Raw genomic sequence first — 16,665 nt, forward strand, 5'->3', positions numbered from 1 at the left:
GACCGCCGACAGCGCGGTTGCTACCCGGAAAAGAAATTCCGCCGGTCGAGAAACGACGACCGACGACCGATCTCTGTGTCCCGATTACTCGTCTTCGTCCGCCGCGAACAGTTCGTCGACGGCGTCGCCGGCGGCCCGCGCGGCCTCGTCGGCGACGGCGTCGGCATCCTGCTCTGCGTCGTCGGGAGCGTTGACGTAGACGTCGACGTCGAGGACGCCCTCCTCGAACGTCACGGTCACGTCGAAGTCGGTCAGTTCCGACTGCTTGTAGTGGGCGAAGATCACGCCCTCTGCGGCCTCGGCGGCCGTCTGGACGACTTCCTCGTCGGTCGGCATCGACTTATGCGCCGGCGCCGCCGGGGCCCATCGGACCGCCGCCTGCGCCACCCTGGAGCATCTGCTGGAGCTCTTCCTGCAGGCTCTCGAACTGCTGTTCGACGCGTTCTTCCTGCTTTCCGAGTTGTTCGACGCGGATCTCGAGGCTGTCGACCTTGTCGGAAAGCTCCTCGTGTGCGTCGTCGTAGTCGGTCTCGACGAGCAGTTCGCCGACTTCGCGGTACATCGTCGTGTCCTCGTCGATCTCGTCGAGGGCGTCGAGCGCCGTCTTCGACTCGTTGAGCGTGGACTCGGCCTGTTCCTTCTGCGCGGCGACCTTCTGGGCCGTCTCCTGAAGGTCCTGCAGTTCTTCGAGTTTCTCCTGCGCTTCCGGCGGCAGATTACCCTGCATACGCGTGGCGACGGGATGCGGACTGAAAAAGGCCCGTATTCTCCGCTCGGCCTACGCTCACGACGCTTCGGAGCAGTCGCCGTCGCCGCCGCTCACTCCGCTCGCCGTCCGGCCGTGCCCGGTCGCTCCGCACCCGCGCGTTCGACGTCTTCGGCGACGCGAACCAGCCGTATCCACGTATTTATTCCGGCGCGCAGCGCCACGAGGTCGGCGGCCGCGACGTCGACGTGGACGGTACGGCCCTCACGAGTCACGTCGGCGCGGGACCGATCGTCCGCGATCTCGTCGACTTCGACGCGGACGCTCTCGGTGACGAGCCGAGCGCGTCGCTCGTCGTCGTACTCGAAGTCGATCGCGGCTTCGTGTGCGACCCCGTCGGCGGGGGTCCCTCGGCTCGCCATCGAAGAAGGGGATTACTCGACTGGGACTTCCTTGACGTCCGGTGCGCGCTCTTTCAGCAGCACGCGGTGGCCGCAGTACGGACAGCGGACGCCGCCGTACTCGTCCAGTTCGACGTCGCGCTTACACCGGGAACACTTGTAGCTCATCGTTCAGGTAGTGGGGATAGTGGGTGTTGGATCTTTCGCGCTTACTCTTCGCCGTCGCCGGAGAGTGCGGCGCGGATGGAGCGACGGACCTGCTTGCCGCCGGGAGTCTGCGGGCGGTAGCTCCCGCCGGTGAAGACCTCGCCCGTTTCGTCGTTCTGCCAGATGCCGGGTTCGAGACGGGTGACGCTATCTTCGTCGACCGTCGCGTTCCGCATCTCCTCTTCGATCTCTTTCACGCGTCGGCGGGCAACGCGCCCGTACCGCGCGCCGAAGCGACCGGCACTGCCGGTCGTGCGCGCCTTATTGTCGGCCATAGTACCGCGTTGTACCTCCGGCGTCGGCATAAACCCTACGAGATGGATCTCCGTGGGTGCCCTCCGAGTCCGACGTGCGCCGTTACACTGCTTCGAGCAAGTAGTCGAACGCGCCCGATCCCACGTGAAAGTGCGCGTAGGTCCCGAGCGTGCGGTACTCACAGAGGCCGTCGTTGGCCCCGTCGACGCCCGCGCCGCGGACCATCTCGAAGGCGTATCGAGCGTCGGGCGCGGCCGTCGCCGACGAGTAGTGGAACTCGTGGCCGCGGCGCGTACCGCCCGCCGGCGCGACGAGACAGTCCTCGCGGGCGCGGACGCCGACGTGATCGAGCGCGACCGGTCGATCCGTCATCCGCGTCTCGACGGGGAGGACGCCGGCCATCTCGTGGTCGTCGCCGTCGTCGGTCTGCAGCGACTCGCCGAGGACCATCATCCCGCCGCACTCCCCGAATATGGGGAGGCCGTCCGCCGCGAGCGACCCGAGTTCGTCGAGCGTCTCCGACTCCGCGAGCGCGGCGGCGTGGCGCTCCGGGTAGCCACCGGGGAGGTAGACGGCGTCGCACTCGGGGACGGGGTCGCCCGCGACGGGCGAGAACGGCTCGGTCGACGCGCGGGCGGCGAAGCGATCACGCGTGCTCGGATAGACGAAGCGGAAGGCGTCGTCGGCGGCGACTGCGACCCGGATGCCGGTCTCGTCGGCGGCGCGGAGCGAGGGAGCGGTGTCGAGACGGGGCCGCCGAACCAGATCGAGGAGCGTGCCGGTTCGGATCTGTCGCGCCGCGCCGTCGATCGCGTCGTCGGCGACGGGCGATTCGTCGCCGAAGTGGAGCCCGAGGTGGCGATCCGGGATTTCGAGACCGTCCAGCGGCGGCGTTCGCCCGACGTATCGCAGTCCCTCGACGGCGTCGCGAATCCCCTGTTCGTGTCGCCCGCCGTGAGCGCGCGCCGCCAGGAGGCCGACGACGTCGACGTCGTAACCCGCGCGCTCGGCGTACTGCTGGAAGCCGAGGGCCGTGGCGGCGACGCTCTCCATCCCCGCGGTGGCGTCGACGACGAGGACGATGGGCAGATCCAGCGCCTCGGCCACAGCGGCGGTGCTCACGTCGCCGTCGTAGAGGCCCATCATCCCCTCGACGACGCAGACGTCGCCCTCGTCGGCCCCGCGGGCGTAGGCGCGCTGGATCCCTGACTCGCCCGCCATCCAGGGATCGAGCGTCCGCGACGGCCGATCGAGGACGGCGGCGTGGTGACTCGGGTCGATGAAGTCCGGGCCGGCTTTGGCGGCGACCGGCGTCCGCCCGGCGCGTTCGAGCGCGCGACAGACGGCCAGCGTCGCGACGGTCTTGCCCACGCCGGAGGCCGTCCCGGCGAGGACGAATCCAGGCAGGTCGGAGGGCACCGCGTCGGTCGTCATCGAGAGAGTGTCGACGACGCTACCGGTTAAAGGGTTCCGTGCGGAGTCGCCCGGCTACTCGCCGGACGCGTCGGTCGTTTCGCGCTCTCCTGTCGACAAGGACTCGCCGCCGGCGACACGCTCTACTCGCGCCGACTCGTCGGTCACGACACCGTACTCGGCTTCCGCGACCGATTCCGGCGGCTCCTCGTCGGTGTATCGGGAGCCGAGCGCGGCACACAACGCGTCGCGCACGCAGGCCCGTGCAGCCGACCCCACGGCGGTCGCGCTCCCGGAAAATTGCGCCGTCTCGCCCCCGGGGTCGCAGGCGACGAGGACGGCGTCGGACGTCGTCCCGGGGAACCCGGTCTCTGCGAGTAGCGTCGTCGCCTTCGCCTCGGCGGCGACGGCGACGAGGTTCGCGAGCCCCCCCGGCGCCAGTGCGCGGGTCGTCCCGACGACGACGTTGACGGTGCCGGCGTGTCTGCGCTCGCCGTCCGGGGAACGGCTGGGTCGCTCTGGTCCAGCCTCGTCCGGCATCGGCAGCGCCGCCGGATTGTTCACGCCGGCGGTGACGACGGCTTCGACGGGACCGAGGTGCGCCCGGTGTGCGTGCCGCATCGAGACGCCCGTAAGCAACGCGGGACCTGCCTCCTCGAAGCCGGCTCGTCGGCGACGCCGCCGCACGTAGTCGGTCACGTCCACGTCGTCCCAGCCCTCGGGAACCGAGAGAAGATACGCGGCGTCCGCCCGCGACTCGCCGCCGTCGTATCCCGTCGAGAGCCACCGCGTGTCGGGTCGGTAGAGACGGCAGACCTCGTCGCGGACGGTCGTCGCGAACAGTGGTGCAGCGTGCGACGCGTCCGAGGGGTCGGACTCGCGCGTCATCGATCTAACAGGGCGTCGAGCAGTCGGTCGTTCTCGTGCGGGCGGCGGACGGCAACGCGAATATGCGAATCCAGTCGCTCGAAGGTCCGCGCGTCCCGGAGCGCCACGCCCCCGGCACGAGCGCGTTCGAGGATGGCGTCGACGGAGTCGGAGTTGGCGGCGTCGCTATCGGTTTCTGCACCGACCCCGCCGTGCGCCTCGCCGACGTCGAGCAGGAGGAAGGGCGCGTCGGAGGGCGCGACGTCGAACGTCGGTTCGAGCGCGTCGCGCATCCGGACGCGCTCGGCCGCGACGCGCTCCCGCGTGCGACGGACGAACGTATCTTGGCGGAGGCAGTACGTTCCGACCGCGGCGGCGGGCGTCGAGAGCCCCCACGCCGGGCGGGCCGTTCGAAGTCGCTCGCCGAGGTCGCCGGTCGCGACGGCGAAGCCCGCGCGGATGCCGGGGAGGCCGAACATCTTCGTCAGCGAGCGAGCGACGATCGAGCCCGGTTCGCCCGCGATGCTCGGCGCGTCGGTGAAGTCGAGAAACGCCTCGTCGACGACGAGCGGCGTCTCTGCGGCCCGGCAGTCGGCTAGGAACGCCCGGAGCGCGTCGGAATCGGCGAGTTCGCCCGTCGGATTGTTCGGCGTGCAGACGACTGCCGCGTCGTAGTCGCTCGGGTCCGCGTCGAGCACCTCGTCGTGGGCGACGCCGACGGGGCCGCCCCCCTGCAACCGGATTTCGCGGGCGTATTCGCCGAAGCTCGGTTCGGGAACGAGCACGCGGTCGTCGGGCGAGACGGTGACGCCGAAGGCGAGACGGAGCGCCGCGAGCCCTCCCGCCGTCGGGACCACAGCGGCAGGATCGCAGTCGACGTAGTCGGCGGCCGCCGCGCGGAAGTCGGCGAAGTCGTCGGCGTAACGCGTCGCGTCCGCGAGCGCAGACTCGTAGACGGATGCGACGCCCTCGGGGCGGACCGGATTCGTGTTCGCGCTGAAATCGACGAGGCCCGCGTCGTCGCTCCCGCCGTGGGGAACGCGCGAGACGGTGTCGACGCTGTCAGGGTCCACTTCTGCCCTCTGCGGCTGTTTGATCCGCCCCTTCGAGTCGGTCGAGCACGGCGTGGGTCGCGTCCGTCACGTCGCTCAACCGGCCGGCCTCGTCGGCGAGTCTGAGTGCCCCGCCCATCGCCGCGCCCTCCTTTCCGACGCCGTCGGCGTAGGCGTTCAGCGCCCCCGTCTCGGCGGCGTCGAAGCCGGGGTCGGAGACGACGAGATCGAGGTCGAGCCCTGTCGCGGCGTTGTCGAGCCCCGGTACGTCGTCGGCGAGATACGGCGTCGTCGCGAGCGTCGCCCGCTCTGCGACGCCGGCGTGGCGGACGAGCGCGGCGACCGTGAGCAACTGCGTGCCGCCACCGAGGACGACGTCGGTCCCGGATTCGAGCGCCCCCGCAGTCAGCCCGGCGGCGACGGCCAGTACCGGATCGCCGACGTATCTGAGGACGGACTCGGGGGTGTGTGCGCCGTCCCCCGGCGCGACGTCGGACCCCTCGAACGCGTCCGCGACGACGCGCTCTTTCAGGTCGAGCGGGTTCTCCGGCAGCGACGACGACGTCGCCGGAATCGTCTCCTCGCCGAGCGCGCGGAGGACCGCCATCGCCGTCGTCGTCCCGCCGGGGATCGTCTCGCCGACGACGATTCGTTCGTCCGGGAGCGCGCGGCCGTACTCCCGCGCGGCCGCGAACGCGCCCGGAGCAGTCGGGACGGGGTCCGCTTCGCGAATGTCGCTACCGGGGCGTGCGCCCACGGTGACCGTCGGCGCGCCGGTCGGCCGCGCCAGGCCGCCGTCGACGACGGTCACCTCGAAGTCGAGGAGTTCCCGGACGGCCCGCGTCACCACTGCGGGCGTCGGACAGCCCGTCGGACTCACCGGCGTCACGGGCGCCCGGACCGTATCACCGTACGTCAGGATCTCGGCGTCGGCGCTCGGCGTGTGCACGAGCAACTCTCGGGACGCGCCGGCGGCGCTGATCCCGTCGACTTCGGCCGTGCGGGTCGTCCCTGCGACGAGGATTACTCGCATAGCGCCTCCGCGAGGTCTCGGTCTGCGGGTCGGTTCACGTTGACCGCGAGGCGGGCGTCGTACGTCAACGCCACGGTGTCGTCGTCGCCGGCGACGACGTTCAGCCCCGTCGGGGCGACGTCTCGCTCGTCGTGCTCGAACGCCGTATCGACGGACGCACCGAGGCGACGCTTCAGCGCGGCGGGAACGCAGACGGTGAGCGAGGTCACGGCGTCGTCGTTCCCGGACTCCGACCCAACGTCGCCACGCGCTCGTGCCACCGCGTCGTCGACGTGCTCGGCCGCGAGCAGCGGGAGGTCGGCGGGAACGGTGAGCACGGGGCGACCGACCGCGTCGAGGGCTGTAGAGAGGTCGGAGACGTAACCGTCGCCCGCTGTCTCGACGACCGAGAGCGACAGGTCCCGCGCTCGGGCCGCGGTTTCGGGTGCGTGCGGCGAGACGACGGCGTGGATGGTTCCCGTCCGTCCGATCCGACTCTCACGGAGGGCGGCGACGACTCGCGAGAGCATCGACGCCCCACCGACTTCGATCAGCGGCTTCTCGACATCGAGCGCGCGCTCGCCGTCCCCGCTCCGAAGCCGCGTTCCGCGGCCGCCGCACATCACCAGAGCGTCCATACGATCACCCCCGCGTGAACGCCGGCGACGCGGCCGAGTTCGTTCGCCGCGCCGAGGACGTCACCGCTGATCCCGCCGAACGTACCCGCGGCCCAGCGTCCAACGAGCCAGGCGACAGCGACCGGTGCAACGAGTGCGGCGAACGGCCCCGCGTAGCCGGTCCCGACGGCGGACGCGAGCGCGAACAGCGGAAGGACGGCGACGACGACGGGAAGCAGATCAGTCGGAGTCGCGGCCTCGGTCAGCGCTGATCCGAGCCCCTCGTGGGCCGCCTTCTGCGTGCAGACGAGCAGCGCGATGCCGGTCTTCGCCCCCACTTCGGCCGCGAGCGCGAGCGTGACCCCGACGAACGAGAGCGTCCCGGCGAGACCGAGCGCGCCGAGGCCGAGCGTCACGAGCGCCAGCGACACCGCGAGCGCGCCGCCGACGCCCGTCTGTGAGTCTTTGAGCACTTCACGCCGGCGTGCGGCGTCGACGCCGCCGTGGACGGCCGCCGCATCGCCCAGGTCGGCCAGGCCGTCGGCGTGCGTGACGCCCGTGAGGAGCACGAGCGTCACGAGATACAGTGCGGCGGCGCTCGGGACCGGGATCGGTACCACGAGCGGTAGTGCGGCCAGCGCGCCGACGACGTAGCCGGCGAGCGTGATCGAGACGGGCGTGCGTCGGAACGCCTCCCAGGCTGCGTCGCCGCCGCCGACGGGGAGTCGCGTGAGAAAGCGGAGCGCCCCGCGCAGCGCGGTCAGAACCACGCGACCACCCCCGCGAGGACGAATGCGAGCACGCCCGCGCGCCGAGTCACGCGGATCGCTCTCGTCGCTGTCGCGACGTCAGGAAGCGGCGCGTCGCTGTCGAGGTCGTACGTATCCGGCTTGTGCAACCGCGCGGGCAGCAGCGCCGCCATCGTCGCCATCGGCCAGCCGGAGTTCGGTGACGACGGCTTCCGGGCGAACGCCCGAACGCGACGCCGGAACGGGAGCGCCGGCGCGCCGGCGACGACCGCGAGCAGGAGCGCCGAGAGCCGCGCCGGAGCCCACATCACGGCGTCGTCGAGGCGGGCGGGCGCCCAGCCCATCGGCTTCGAGGGGTAGCCGAGCATCGAGTCCTGCGTGTTGACGGCTTTGACCCAGGCGGCCGCGCCGGCTGCAAACGCCACCGACGACGGCAGGCCGAGCGCGCTCGCGACGCCAGCGACGGTCGCGAACGCCAGCAAGGGTGCGACGAGGCCGTCCGCGAGGTTCTCCGCGAGGCTCTCGACGGCTGCCGAGCGCACGTGTGGCGCGTCGAGCGCCGAAGCGTCGCGCCCCGCGAGCGCGCGGAGGTCGTTGCGAGCGCCGCCGAGGTCGGTGTCGCTTTCGCGAACCACTGTCCGAGCGCTCCCGAGCAGGAGTCGCAGGCTCGTGGTCGAGAAGAGCACCCCACCGGCCAGCGCCGCCCCGAGCCACGGGTGGACGCTCGTCCCGCCCGCGACGGTCGCGACCGCGGCGCCGGCGAACCCAATCGGGAGCACGACCGCGACGAGGCCGCCAGCGAGTCGCGGGCGCATCCCCAGCCAGGACTCTCGCGCTTCGATCTCTCGCTCGGTTCGTGCGACGACGCGACCCAGGAGCGCGACCGGATGGAGCCGCGCCGGGGGTTCGCCGAACGCGGCGTCGAGGCCGGCCGCGAGGCCGACCGCGACCGTCGCGGTCACCGGCATTCCTCGCCTCCGCGTGAACCGTCTCCGAGCGACCCCTCGCGCCGCAGTTCCGTCGCGAGGGCGTCGAGATCGGTGTCGTTGACGTCCCGGAACGTCCCCCCGACAGCCTCGACGCCGCCGTCTGTCGCGGGGTCGTCGCCGACGTGGACCAACCCTCCGGCTTCGACGCCGAGTTCGCCCGCGACCGTCTCGAACGCCTTCGGGTGTGGTTTGCGCCACCCGCACCCGACGCTCGTGACGATGGCATCGAAGGAGGCGCGGTCGAGTTCCGAGCGGACGAGCGTTCGCGTCACGAGTTCGGGGACCGAACAGTTCGAGAGCACGCCGACGGCCCCGCGTTCGGAGGCCGCGGCCACGGCGTCGACAGCCCCAGCACGCGTTCTGACCTCGGGGTCGAAGGCGGCGACGACAGCGCGCCGGGCGGCGTTGGCCGGGACCTCCACGTTGCGGGCGCGGAGCGCGGCGGCGACGTGCGCGGGGAGGGGGACCTCGGCCCCTTCGGGGGCGTCGACGTGGGGTTCGGCGTAGGCCGCTCGCCAGTCGTCGGGGACGGCGACCCCGCGGTCGCGAAGCTCGGCCGCCACGGCGGCGGCGGGATCCTCGGGGCGGTCGACCGCGACGAGCGTGCCGAAGAGATCGAACGTGACTGCCACTACAATTGGGTCGGTGAAAGTCGACTTGAATTTGCCGGAGGTCCGGCGATCGCTCTCGATCTTGAGCCGCCCGGAAACGTCGACCGACAGCCGTCAGACACGAAGGAAGATTCAAATAGTCGGTTGCATATGTTAAACCGATGAGTAAAATCACGTTCCGCGCCGACGACGATCTCGTCGAGCGCTTAGAGGCGCTCGACGCCTCGAAGAGCGAGGCGATGCGCGACGCGCTGCGCACCTACCTCGAGGGGGCGGACCGTGACACCGACGCCGACGCGACCGACACCGGAGAGACCGACACCGAAACTGACGACCACTCGGCGTCCGACACCGTCGACGACGTCATCCGCGAACGCGTCGACGAACTCGTCGCCGAGCGACTCGACGAACTCGTCGGACGAGAACCGCGTGGAGCGAGAGACCTCAACGTCAACGTCACCGTCGACGGCGCGGCGTCGTCTGAAACGGTCGAAAACGGCTCCGCTGCGGCCCAGAACAAGAGCGATACAGAGCGTAAGACACACGCTGCATCCGGCGACGCCGACGTCGGTGCGGACGCCCGCGAGAAGACGTGTGACAAGTGCGGTGAAACCGTCGACGGTGAGCACGTATACTGCCCTAACTGCGGGGAGAAGGCATCTCATCGTGTCTTCTGTGAGTGCGGCGACGAACTCAGATCCGACTGGGCGTTCTGCCCGAGCTGTGGACGCCGGACGTCGGCAGCCGACGTCCTCGAACGGACGTAAACGGCACTGAAACTAGCGTATACGCGAATTTCGTGTATTTGTCTTACGGCCGGCGTTACTTTTATAATGTATCGCTCTGTGGTAATCTCTGCGTAAGACGGTCGTCTTACAGAACCGTCGGGGGCGGGGGAGAGATCCGCTGTCTGCCGATTTCGGTGGTGTAAGACGTTCGCACGGACTGTGCGCGCCGTCTTACCGGGGGAATGCAACAATGGAGCGTGTGACACTACGAATTCCGAAGCAGCAGATCGAGGAGGTCGAACAGATGGTCGAGACCGGGGAGTTCCCGAACCGGTCGGAGGCGATCCGCTCGGCTGTGCGTGAAATGATAAACGAACAACAGGCCGAGAGCCGCGACTCGCCAACCAAACACACGTGGGCCAAGGTGTAAGACGATGCAAGATATTGTCAGAGAGGCTATGGAGCGCGACGAGGAAGAGCGCGACGCAACCACCGAGGCTCCGGATGGTGACGAGTTCGGGAGCCCCCGAATCGTCATCGTCGGCTGCGGCGGCGCCGGCAACAACACGGTCAATCGCCTCTACAACATCGGCGTCGACGGTGCTGACACGGTGGCGATCAACACCGACAAACAGCACCTCAAGATGATCGAGGCGGACACGAAGATCCTCGTCGGCAAGTCGCTGACGCAGGGACTCGGCGCCGGCGGCGACCCCTCGATGGGCGAGCGCGCGACCGAGATGGCTCAGGGGACGATCAAGGAAGTCCTCGGCGAGGCCGACCTCGTCTTCGTCACCGCGGGGATGGGTGGCGGCACCGGAACCGGTGCCGCGCCGGTCGTCTCGAAGATCGCCAAAGAACAGGGCGCGATCGTCGTCGGGATGGTCTCGACGCCGTTCAACGTCGAGCGCGCGCGGACAGTCAAAGCCGAGGAGGGGCTCGAAAAGCTTCGTAACGAAGCCGACTCGATCATCGTCCTCGACAACAACCGGCTGCTCGACTACGTCCCGAACCTCCCGATCGGCAAGGCGTTCTCGGTGATGGACCAGATCATCGCCGAGACGGTCAAGGGCATCTCCGAGACCATCACCCAGCCCTCGCTGATCAATCTGGACTACGCGGACATGTCCACGATTATGGATCAGGGTGGCGTCGCGGTGATGCTCGTCGGACAGACCCAGGACAAGAACAAGACCCAGGAGGTCGTCAACGACGCGATGAACCACCCGCTCTTGGACGTCGACTACCGCGGCGCCTCGGGCGGACTCGTCCACATCACGGGCGGCCCCGACCTCACGCTGAAGGAGGCCGAGGGCATCGCGAACAACATCACAGAGCGGCTCGAAGCGCGGGCGAACGTCATCTGGGGCGCACGCATCCGCGACGAGTACAAGGGCAAAGTCCGCGTGATGGCCATTATGACGGGCGTGCAGTCCGCGCAGGTGCTCGGACCGTCGACCCAGAAGCAGGCCGATCGGTCCCGTCAGAGTCTCGAATCTTCGGAATTCGACGCAAGCGACAACGTCGAACTCGCGCAGAACGGATCCGGCGCCAACACCGGATCGACTGCCACGGGCGGCTCCTGGCAGTCAGACGGGGGGCGAGAACAGCGCGAACAGCAGAACGGACTCGACGTCATCCGCTAAGCGCAGACGTCACTTCCCGGCCGATTCCAGTCCGGCCGGGACGCGCCGGCTATCGGCGTACGCGGCCCGTTGTCTCCAACCGTCCGGTCGTTTCGGCTCGGCCATATCCGCTTTTTCAGCCGTAATCCGCACACAGACCGTCCGGTTCAGACGGCCTCAAGCGACTCCAACAGCCGACATTTCCGGCAGACGTCCCGCGTCGTCTGCGAGCCACAGCGTTCGCATTCGCGCATCTCCGGCGTCGACTCCCCACGGTAGCGATCGGCGGCCATCGACGCCAACTCCTCGTAGCCCGAGATGATCGAGTGTCTCGTCCCGGGGTGGCCGTCCTCCAGTTTCAGCAACAGTTCCTGGATCTCGCCCCGGAACGCCTCAGAGGCGTGCGGACACTCGGTGATGTGCGCCGGGAGGTCTCGCAGGTGCGCATACAGCGCGACCTCCTTCTCCGGCACGTCGCGCAGCGGTTTCGCGCGCGGCACGAAGTGTTCGGACTCGGTCCGCTCGTCGAAGGGGCCGAGGCTGGCGTCGAAGTGTTTCGCCATCTGTTCGACGTCGCCTTCGAGGATGTTCATCAGCGCCGTCTGGGCCTCGTCGTCGAGGTTGTGGCCCGTCAGCATAATGTCGGCGTCGAACTCCTCGGCGTACGTTTCGAGCAGGTCCCGACGGAACACGCCGCAGTACGCACAGGCGGCCATTCCCTCGGGGTCGTCCTCGACGACCTCATCCATCCGGATTCCGAACTCCTCGTCGTAGGAGACGAGTTCGTGTTGGATGTCGAGGTCGTCGGCGAGTTCGACGCAGGCGTCGACGCTCTCGTCGCGGTAGCCCTCGATCCCTTCGTGGATCGTCAACGCGAGAATCTCGATGCGTGGATCCTGGCCGAACGTCTCGTCTAGGATCTGGGTGAGCACGACGCTGTCTTTGCCGCCAGAGAGGCCGACGACCCAGCGCTCGGGGTCCTCGGGCGAGGCGTCCCGTGGCACGAGTCCGTCCTGACGGATCCGCCGACGGACGCGTTTCTCCACCGACGCGCAGAAGTGCTCCTCACACAGGTGTGCGCCGGAGTAGCCAGCGTGCATCACGGCGTCGCGGCCGCACTTGTCGCACTCCATCGATGCGGCGTTGGCGATGCGGGAGGATACGGGTTTCGTCTCGACCGTTCGAGTAGCGAGAAACGACGTCAACAGAATGGGGAACGCGTGATCGAGGGAGAGGGGGGGATGGGGGAAGGCACCCCAGGGTTGCGTTGCCCCGAGTGGTCACCGTCGCGATGACCGGTCGATCGACACCCCAGAGGTGCCACTGTGACGTAAGCACACCCCACTCAAAATTCCTCCGAAACCGCAGTGCCGAGAGGACATATGTCACTCGCCTGACTTCCTTAGACGGCCGAAAGGGTACTGGCTCTGACAGCGGCGCGGCCGACACCTCTCACCCGCCGGCCGTCGAAACACATTCGGCCCCCGACTCCCGATAGCGCGGTATGGAACGCGCGAGTGCGTTAGACCGGGTCGAAGCCGTCCTCGACGCGGTCGAGTCCGAGTCGATGCCGGTCCCCGTGCGCGAGGTGTGGGTCTACGGCGACGTCGCGCTCGGTCTCGACCCCGTCGAACGCCTGGATATCTACCTGACGAAAGATCTCATCCTCCGGGGCGACGCCGACGCCGCCGCGGAGTTCGAGGCCACCCACGGCGTGAAAGGCGTCGGCCGGAGCGTCTCCGCGGAGTGGGCCGAAGCGAACCCGGAGCTCCTCCGCACGAACGCCAGCGGCCACGCTGCCCCCGAAAAGTGTCTCGCGGCGCAGCTCGTGCCCGACGACGAGCCGATCCACCTGGAAGTGTGTAACGCCTCCTTCGAGGACAACGTCCAGCAGCGGTTGAAGGGCGCACTCGCCCGCGACGCCTACGAGCAGATTCTCGACCCGCGCGGCGTCTGTCTGTACGCCGAGGGCCAGCGCTCGGAGTCGGCGCTCGAAAAGCTCCGCGGCGGCGAGTTGGTCTTCCCGACGCTCGAAGAGTCGCTGTCGATGCTCGGCCTCGACGAGGGGACGGCCGGCGAGGCCGCCGACGCTGTGAAGGACTACCGCGCGTCGCAGACGGGTCGGACCGTCCGCGGCGACGTCGTCTGACGCCGGCTCTCGTGTCGATTCGGATTTAGCCGCCTTCGGCCACGCTCATACGCTTCCGCTCACGCGCCCGACGACGACGTCGAACGGGACCACTTCGGCGCGCCGATACCGCTCTTCGCGCATCGCCTCGACGACCTCGCGTCCCATCTCGCGCCACTCGCGTCTGAGCGTGTCGTACTCCGTGGCCGAGAGCGTCCGTCGTAGTTCCGCCTCGTGTTCTGTCAGGGCCGCGCCGCTGGCTTTCCGCGCGGCCGCTGTGAGTTCCGTCCCGTCGTACGGGGGTTCGATCAGTTTCCGGTGGTAGTAGCGTCGCGTCTGCACCGCTTCGAGTCCGGCGTCGCGAAACAGCGAGACCAGCCGGTCGCCCATCGCGACGTCAGTCTCGACGCCCTCGATGTACGCCCCGCGGACGCTCCGTTCCAGTTCGACCTCCGCGGCGACCGTGGAGTCGACGCCGACGTCGGCGTTGTCGGGTTCGACGGCGGCGACCAGTTCGGTCGAGCAGTCGGCGAAGGCCCGCAGCGCGGCGACCGGATCGGGGAGGTTGACCAACAGCGCCTGGCAGACGACCAGGTCGAAGGAGTCTGGTCGGAACGGTGGCCGTGTCGCATCGCCGGCGACGACGTCGAGGCCGGTCTGTTCGCGCGCCACCGCCAGGAGGTCGGGGTCGGCGTCGAGACAGAAGACGCGCCCCGGCGACTCCTCGTCGAGAACGCGGGCGAGTTCGCCCGTGCCGCTGCCCGCGTCGAGGATCCGTTCACGGTCCGCGAGCGAGAGCGGTTCTAACGCCTCGCGGGACTGCTCCCACATCCCCTCGCGCGTCCGACGCAGGTACTCCGGCGAGAACTTCCGCACGGGCGTCCGTTCCGGTGGCGCGCTAAAAAGCGAGTCGGTCACGCGTCGCGCCGCCGGTCGAGCAGCGCCGCTCCGGCCGCCCCACCGACGAGCGCCGAGAGAGCGGCGACGACGCCGAACCCGGGATTCTCGGCCGACGTGCTCGGGGCCGTGTCGCCCCCGGCCTCCGACGACTTCGCGGTCGGTTCGACGGTCTGCGGCGATGTCGACGCCGATTCAGAGGTGGCCGATCCGTTCGCGACAGTCGCCGTCGCGTCTTCCGTCGCGGTCGGCGTCGCCGCCGGTGCCGTCGTCAGTGCCGCGAGCACGCCGGCGTGATCCGACGGCCATCGTCTCGTCGCACCGTCGACGTCGACGGCCTCTACCCCGAACCGACGCACGTGACTCGCGCGGATGCCGTCGACGAACACGTGATCGATCCGTCGCGTCAGTCCGTCCTCGTCCGGCGGCCGCAGCGACGACGGCCGACAGCACGTCCCGCTGATCCGCGCTTCCGGTGTCGCCGCCGTGCTTCCGGTGGCTGCCGTCTCGCCGGTGGCGCTCGTTCCTTCGACTGCGACGTCCGAGAGCGACTCCGTCAGGATCTCGTACGCGTCGCCCTCGCCGTCTGGACCGTCGTTGAAGTCGCCGAGGGCGACGAGCGGCGTGGATCCGGCATCGACCGCGGACGCGAACTCGGTGGCCTGTGCGGTCCGGACGCTTTCGAGCGCCGATTCGAGGTGCGTGTTCAGGACCGAGAGCGGTTCGCCCGCGACGCGCAGGTCGGCCCGGGCGTACCCGCGTTCGATCTCGACGGACCGCTCGGCGCTGAGCGGGAGCGTGAGCGATGCGTCGAACGTCGCGGTCGACGTGTCCTGGACGGTCACGTCGGCGTCTTCGCGAACGAGAATCGCGTCCCGATCGGTCAGCCGAACGTCGATCGCCTCGCCGTCGACGCGGCCCGGGAATTCGAGATCGGCGTTCGTCGCGACTGCAACCGGGCGGTACGGCGTCTCGCGAGCGCGCAACGCCGCGCGGAGCGCGTCGAGGAAGTCGAAGACGATACCGTCGGAGTCGGGCGATTCGAGGTCGTTGCCCGTCCGGGAGCCTCGGCGGACGATCGCCGCCTCCTGTACGCCGACGATCGCCGGTCGCCGCTGTGTGAGTTCCTGGGCGATGGCCACCATCCGTTCGCGGGGCCTGCTCTTTCGCACGTCTGTGTAGAGCGCCCCGACGCGCTCGGGGACGGTCGCCTCGTCGCTGTCGCGCGCGATCGACAGAAAGTCCGCGCCGAGGCCGAGATTCTGCGTCGCGACGGAGACGGAGAGACCACCGTCGCTGGCAACCGCTCTCGTGCCGGTGACTCCAGATTCGGTGTCAGGGCTGGCGGTCGCGCCGCTTCGTTCGGCGGCGCCACTCGCCAGAAGCGTCGTGGCAGCCAACGACCCGCCCCCGACGCGGAGTAGCCGTCGGCGAGTCCACGGTGCGTCGGTCGCGGCTGCAGAGCGGTCGGTGTCGTCCACGGATAGTCGAACGTTGGACGTATCGCTTGAAGAACGTTCGTTCAGCGACCCCGAGCGGTTCCGGCCGCTGACGATGCCGGCGGCTACTCCGCTCGGAGTTCGCGGACCCGCTCGATGTTCCAGGCGAAGCCCTTCCCGTCCTCGTTTGGCGTCTCTAAGACGAGCGGGACGTCGCGAATCGCGTCGTGGTTGACGAACGCGGACATTCCGTCCTCACCGATCAGGCCCTCGCCGATGTGGGCGTGCTCGTCTTTGTTCGTCCCACACTCGTGCTTCGAGTCGTTCAGGTGGACGCACGCGAGGTTCTCCATCCCGACCTCGGCGTCCAGTTCTTCGAGCGTCTCGTCGACGCCGCCGGAGGTCGAGAGATCGTAGCCCGCGGCGAAGGCGTGGGCGGTGTCGAGACAGATTTCGAGATCTTGTGTGCTCTCGTCGAGGACGTAACCGAGGTGTTCGAACTCGTCGCCCATCTTCGTCCCCGATCCAGCGTCGGACTCGACGAGGACAGTGACGCCGTCAGGAATGTCGAGTTCGTCGAGCGCCGAGACGGCGTTGTCGAGGCCCTGCTGTTCGCCAGCGCCGGTGTGTGCGCCCAAGTGGACGTTCACGTAGGGGATGTCGAGTTTCGCGGCGGCGTCGACCTCCTGCTGCATCGAGTCGATCGATTTCGCGCGGAGGTCGTCTTTGGGCGTACAGAGGTTGACGAGATACGACGAGTGGATGACCCAGGGGCCGACGTCGTTCTCGACCGACGATTCGCGGAACGCCGCGGCGTCGTCGTCGTCGATGTTCGGATCCTGCCAGACCTGGGGGGAGTGCGTGAAGATCTGTCCGCAGTTACCACCGTCGTCGAGCTGTCGATCCACGGCGTTCACGACGCCGCCGGCGATCGACTCGTGTGCGCCAACTCGCATACTCGATCGCTGG

The 16,665-nt window shown here is 69.0% G+C and carries 21 protein-coding genes; 4 read left to right on the top strand and 17 right to left on the bottom strand.

Going from position 1 to position 16,665, the window contains the following annotated elements; genetic code table 11:
- Positions 1-84 precede the first annotated feature (84 nt).
- The 13 genes from NO362_RS05870 to NO362_RS05930 all read right to left on the bottom strand — a co-directional run bounded on the left by NO362_RS05870 (position 85) and on the right by NO362_RS05930 (position 8,900).
- Positions 85-336, bottom strand: coding sequence for a DUF3194 domain-containing protein (locus NO362_RS05870; RefSeq protein WP_256546468.1), 252 nt, complete (start codon positions 334-336; stop codon positions 85-87).
- Positions 337-340: 4 nt separating this feature from the next.
- The gene (locus tag NO362_RS05875; protein ID WP_121568870.1) at positions 341-727 is read right to left on the bottom strand and encodes a prefoldin subunit beta; all 387 of its coding nucleotides are present in this window, start codon (positions 725-727) and stop codon (positions 341-343) included.
- Between the two features lie 92 nt (positions 728-819).
- On the bottom strand, positions 820-1,128 hold the full coding sequence (locus NO362_RS05880) for a KEOPS complex subunit Pcc1 (protein ID WP_256546469.1): 309 nt from the start codon (positions 1,126-1,128) through the stop codon (positions 820-822).
- Between the two features lie 12 nt (positions 1,129-1,140).
- Entirely contained in the window at positions 1,141-1,275 is a 135-nt protein-coding gene (locus tag NO362_RS05885; RefSeq protein ID WP_089764242.1) for a DNA-directed RNA polymerase subunit P, read from the bottom strand.
- Between the two features lie 41 nt (positions 1,276-1,316).
- The gene (locus tag NO362_RS05890) at positions 1,317-1,589 is read right to left on the bottom strand and encodes an eL43 family ribosomal protein (protein WP_121568868.1); all 273 of its coding nucleotides are present in this window, start codon (positions 1,587-1,589) and stop codon (positions 1,317-1,319) included.
- A gap of 82 nt (positions 1,590-1,671) precedes the next feature.
- Positions 1,672-2,976, bottom strand: a complete 1,305-nt coding sequence (locus tag NO362_RS05895; protein ID WP_256546605.1) for a cobyrinic acid a,c-diamide synthase CobB — start codon at positions 2,974-2,976, stop codon at positions 1,672-1,674.
- Between the two features lie 81 nt (positions 2,977-3,057).
- The gene (locus tag NO362_RS05900; protein WP_256546606.1) at positions 3,058-3,825 is read right to left on the bottom strand and encodes an adenosylcobinamide amidohydrolase; all 768 of its coding nucleotides are present in this window, start codon (positions 3,823-3,825) and stop codon (positions 3,058-3,060) included.
- A 41-nt stretch (positions 3,826-3,866) separates the two neighbouring features.
- Complete coding sequence (locus tag NO362_RS05905; protein ID WP_256546470.1) at positions 3,867-4,922, bottom strand: aminotransferase class I/II-fold pyridoxal phosphate-dependent enzyme; 1,056 nt, start codon at positions 4,920-4,922, stop codon at positions 3,867-3,869.
- Entirely contained in the window at positions 4,912-5,934 is a 1,023-nt protein-coding gene (locus NO362_RS05910) for a nicotinate-nucleotide--dimethylbenzimidazole phosphoribosyltransferase (protein WP_256546471.1), read from the bottom strand. The genes NO362_RS05905 and NO362_RS05910 overlap by 11 nt, the downstream gene beginning before the upstream one ends.
- The gene (locus NO362_RS05915; RefSeq protein ID WP_256546472.1) at positions 5,925-6,551 is read right to left on the bottom strand and encodes an NTP transferase domain-containing protein; all 627 of its coding nucleotides are present in this window, start codon (positions 6,549-6,551) and stop codon (positions 5,925-5,927) included. Before NO362_RS05915 ends, NO362_RS05910 begins: the two co-directional genes overlap by 10 nt.
- Positions 6,536-7,300: an adenosylcobinamide-GDP ribazoletransferase gene (gene cobS, locus NO362_RS05920; protein WP_256546473.1), complete on the bottom strand. Its 765-nt coding sequence runs from the start codon at positions 7,298-7,300 to the stop codon at positions 6,536-6,538. The genes NO362_RS05915 and cobS overlap by 16 nt, the downstream gene beginning before the upstream one ends.
- Positions 7,291-8,247, bottom strand: coding sequence for an adenosylcobinamide-phosphate synthase CbiB (gene cbiB, locus NO362_RS05925; RefSeq protein WP_256546474.1), 957 nt, complete (start codon positions 8,245-8,247; stop codon positions 7,291-7,293). The genes cobS and cbiB overlap by 10 nt, the downstream gene beginning before the upstream one ends.
- Complete coding sequence (locus tag NO362_RS05930; protein WP_256546475.1) at positions 8,238-8,900, bottom strand: HAD family hydrolase; 663 nt, start codon at positions 8,898-8,900, stop codon at positions 8,238-8,240. The genes cbiB and NO362_RS05930 overlap by 10 nt, the downstream gene beginning before the upstream one ends.
- Positions 8,901-9,040: 140 nt before the next feature.
- Here NO362_RS05930 and NO362_RS05935 point away from each other — a divergent pair, with 140 nt between their 5' ends.
- From NO362_RS05935 to ftsZ, 3 genes are all read left to right on the top strand, one after another.
- Positions 9,041-9,646 (top strand): double zinc ribbon domain-containing protein, encoded by a 606-nt coding sequence (locus NO362_RS05935; protein WP_256546476.1) that lies wholly within the window; start codon positions 9,041-9,043, stop codon positions 9,644-9,646.
- Between the two features lie 211 nt (positions 9,647-9,857).
- Positions 9,858-10,037, top strand: coding sequence for a transcriptional regulator CdrS (gene cdrS, locus NO362_RS05940; protein WP_121558722.1), 180 nt, complete (start codon positions 9,858-9,860; stop codon positions 10,035-10,037).
- 4 nt (positions 10,038-10,041) lie between these two features.
- The gene (gene ftsZ, locus NO362_RS05945) at positions 10,042-11,253 is read left to right on the top strand and encodes a cell division protein FtsZ (RefSeq protein WP_256287881.1); all 1,212 of its coding nucleotides are present in this window, start codon (positions 10,042-10,044) and stop codon (positions 11,251-11,253) included.
- A gap of 146 nt (positions 11,254-11,399) precedes the next feature.
- Here ftsZ and ncsA read toward each other — a convergent pair whose 3' ends face one another.
- A complete protein-coding gene (ncsA, locus tag NO362_RS05950) occupies positions 11,400-12,365 on the bottom strand; it encodes a tRNA 2-thiolation protein NcsA (protein WP_256546477.1) in 966 nt (321 codons plus the stop codon).
- 371 nt (positions 12,366-12,736) lie between these two features.
- On the opposite strand from ncsA, the gene NO362_RS05955 reads away from it, so the two are divergent.
- A complete protein-coding gene (locus tag NO362_RS05955) occupies positions 12,737-13,381 on the top strand; it encodes a DUF7095 family protein (RefSeq protein WP_256546478.1) in 645 nt (214 codons plus the stop codon).
- Between the two features lie 45 nt (positions 13,382-13,426).
- Here the strand turns inward: NO362_RS05955 and NO362_RS05960 are convergent, their stop codons facing one another.
- The 3 genes from NO362_RS05960 to NO362_RS05970 all read right to left on the bottom strand — a co-directional run bounded on the left by NO362_RS05960 (position 13,427) and on the right by NO362_RS05970 (position 16,652).
- On the bottom strand, positions 13,427-14,236 hold the full coding sequence (locus tag NO362_RS05960) for a class I SAM-dependent methyltransferase (RefSeq protein ID WP_256546479.1): 810 nt from the start codon (positions 14,234-14,236) through the stop codon (positions 13,427-13,429).
- Positions 14,237-14,274: 38 nt separating this feature from the next.
- Complete coding sequence (locus NO362_RS05965) at positions 14,275-15,738, bottom strand: endonuclease/exonuclease/phosphatase family protein (RefSeq protein ID WP_256546480.1); 1,464 nt, start codon at positions 15,736-15,738, stop codon at positions 14,275-14,277.
- Between the two features lie 83 nt (positions 15,739-15,821).
- Entirely contained in the window at positions 15,822-16,652 is an 831-nt protein-coding gene (locus NO362_RS05970) for a deoxyribonuclease IV (protein WP_256546481.1), read from the bottom strand.
- Between the last annotated feature and the right edge of the window lie 13 nt (positions 16,653-16,665).

It is taken from the genome of Halobellus inordinatus, from assembly GCF_024498335.1.
Classification (GTDB): domain Archaea; phylum Halobacteriota; class Halobacteria; order Halobacteriales; family Haloferacaceae; genus Haloquadratum; species Haloquadratum inordinatus.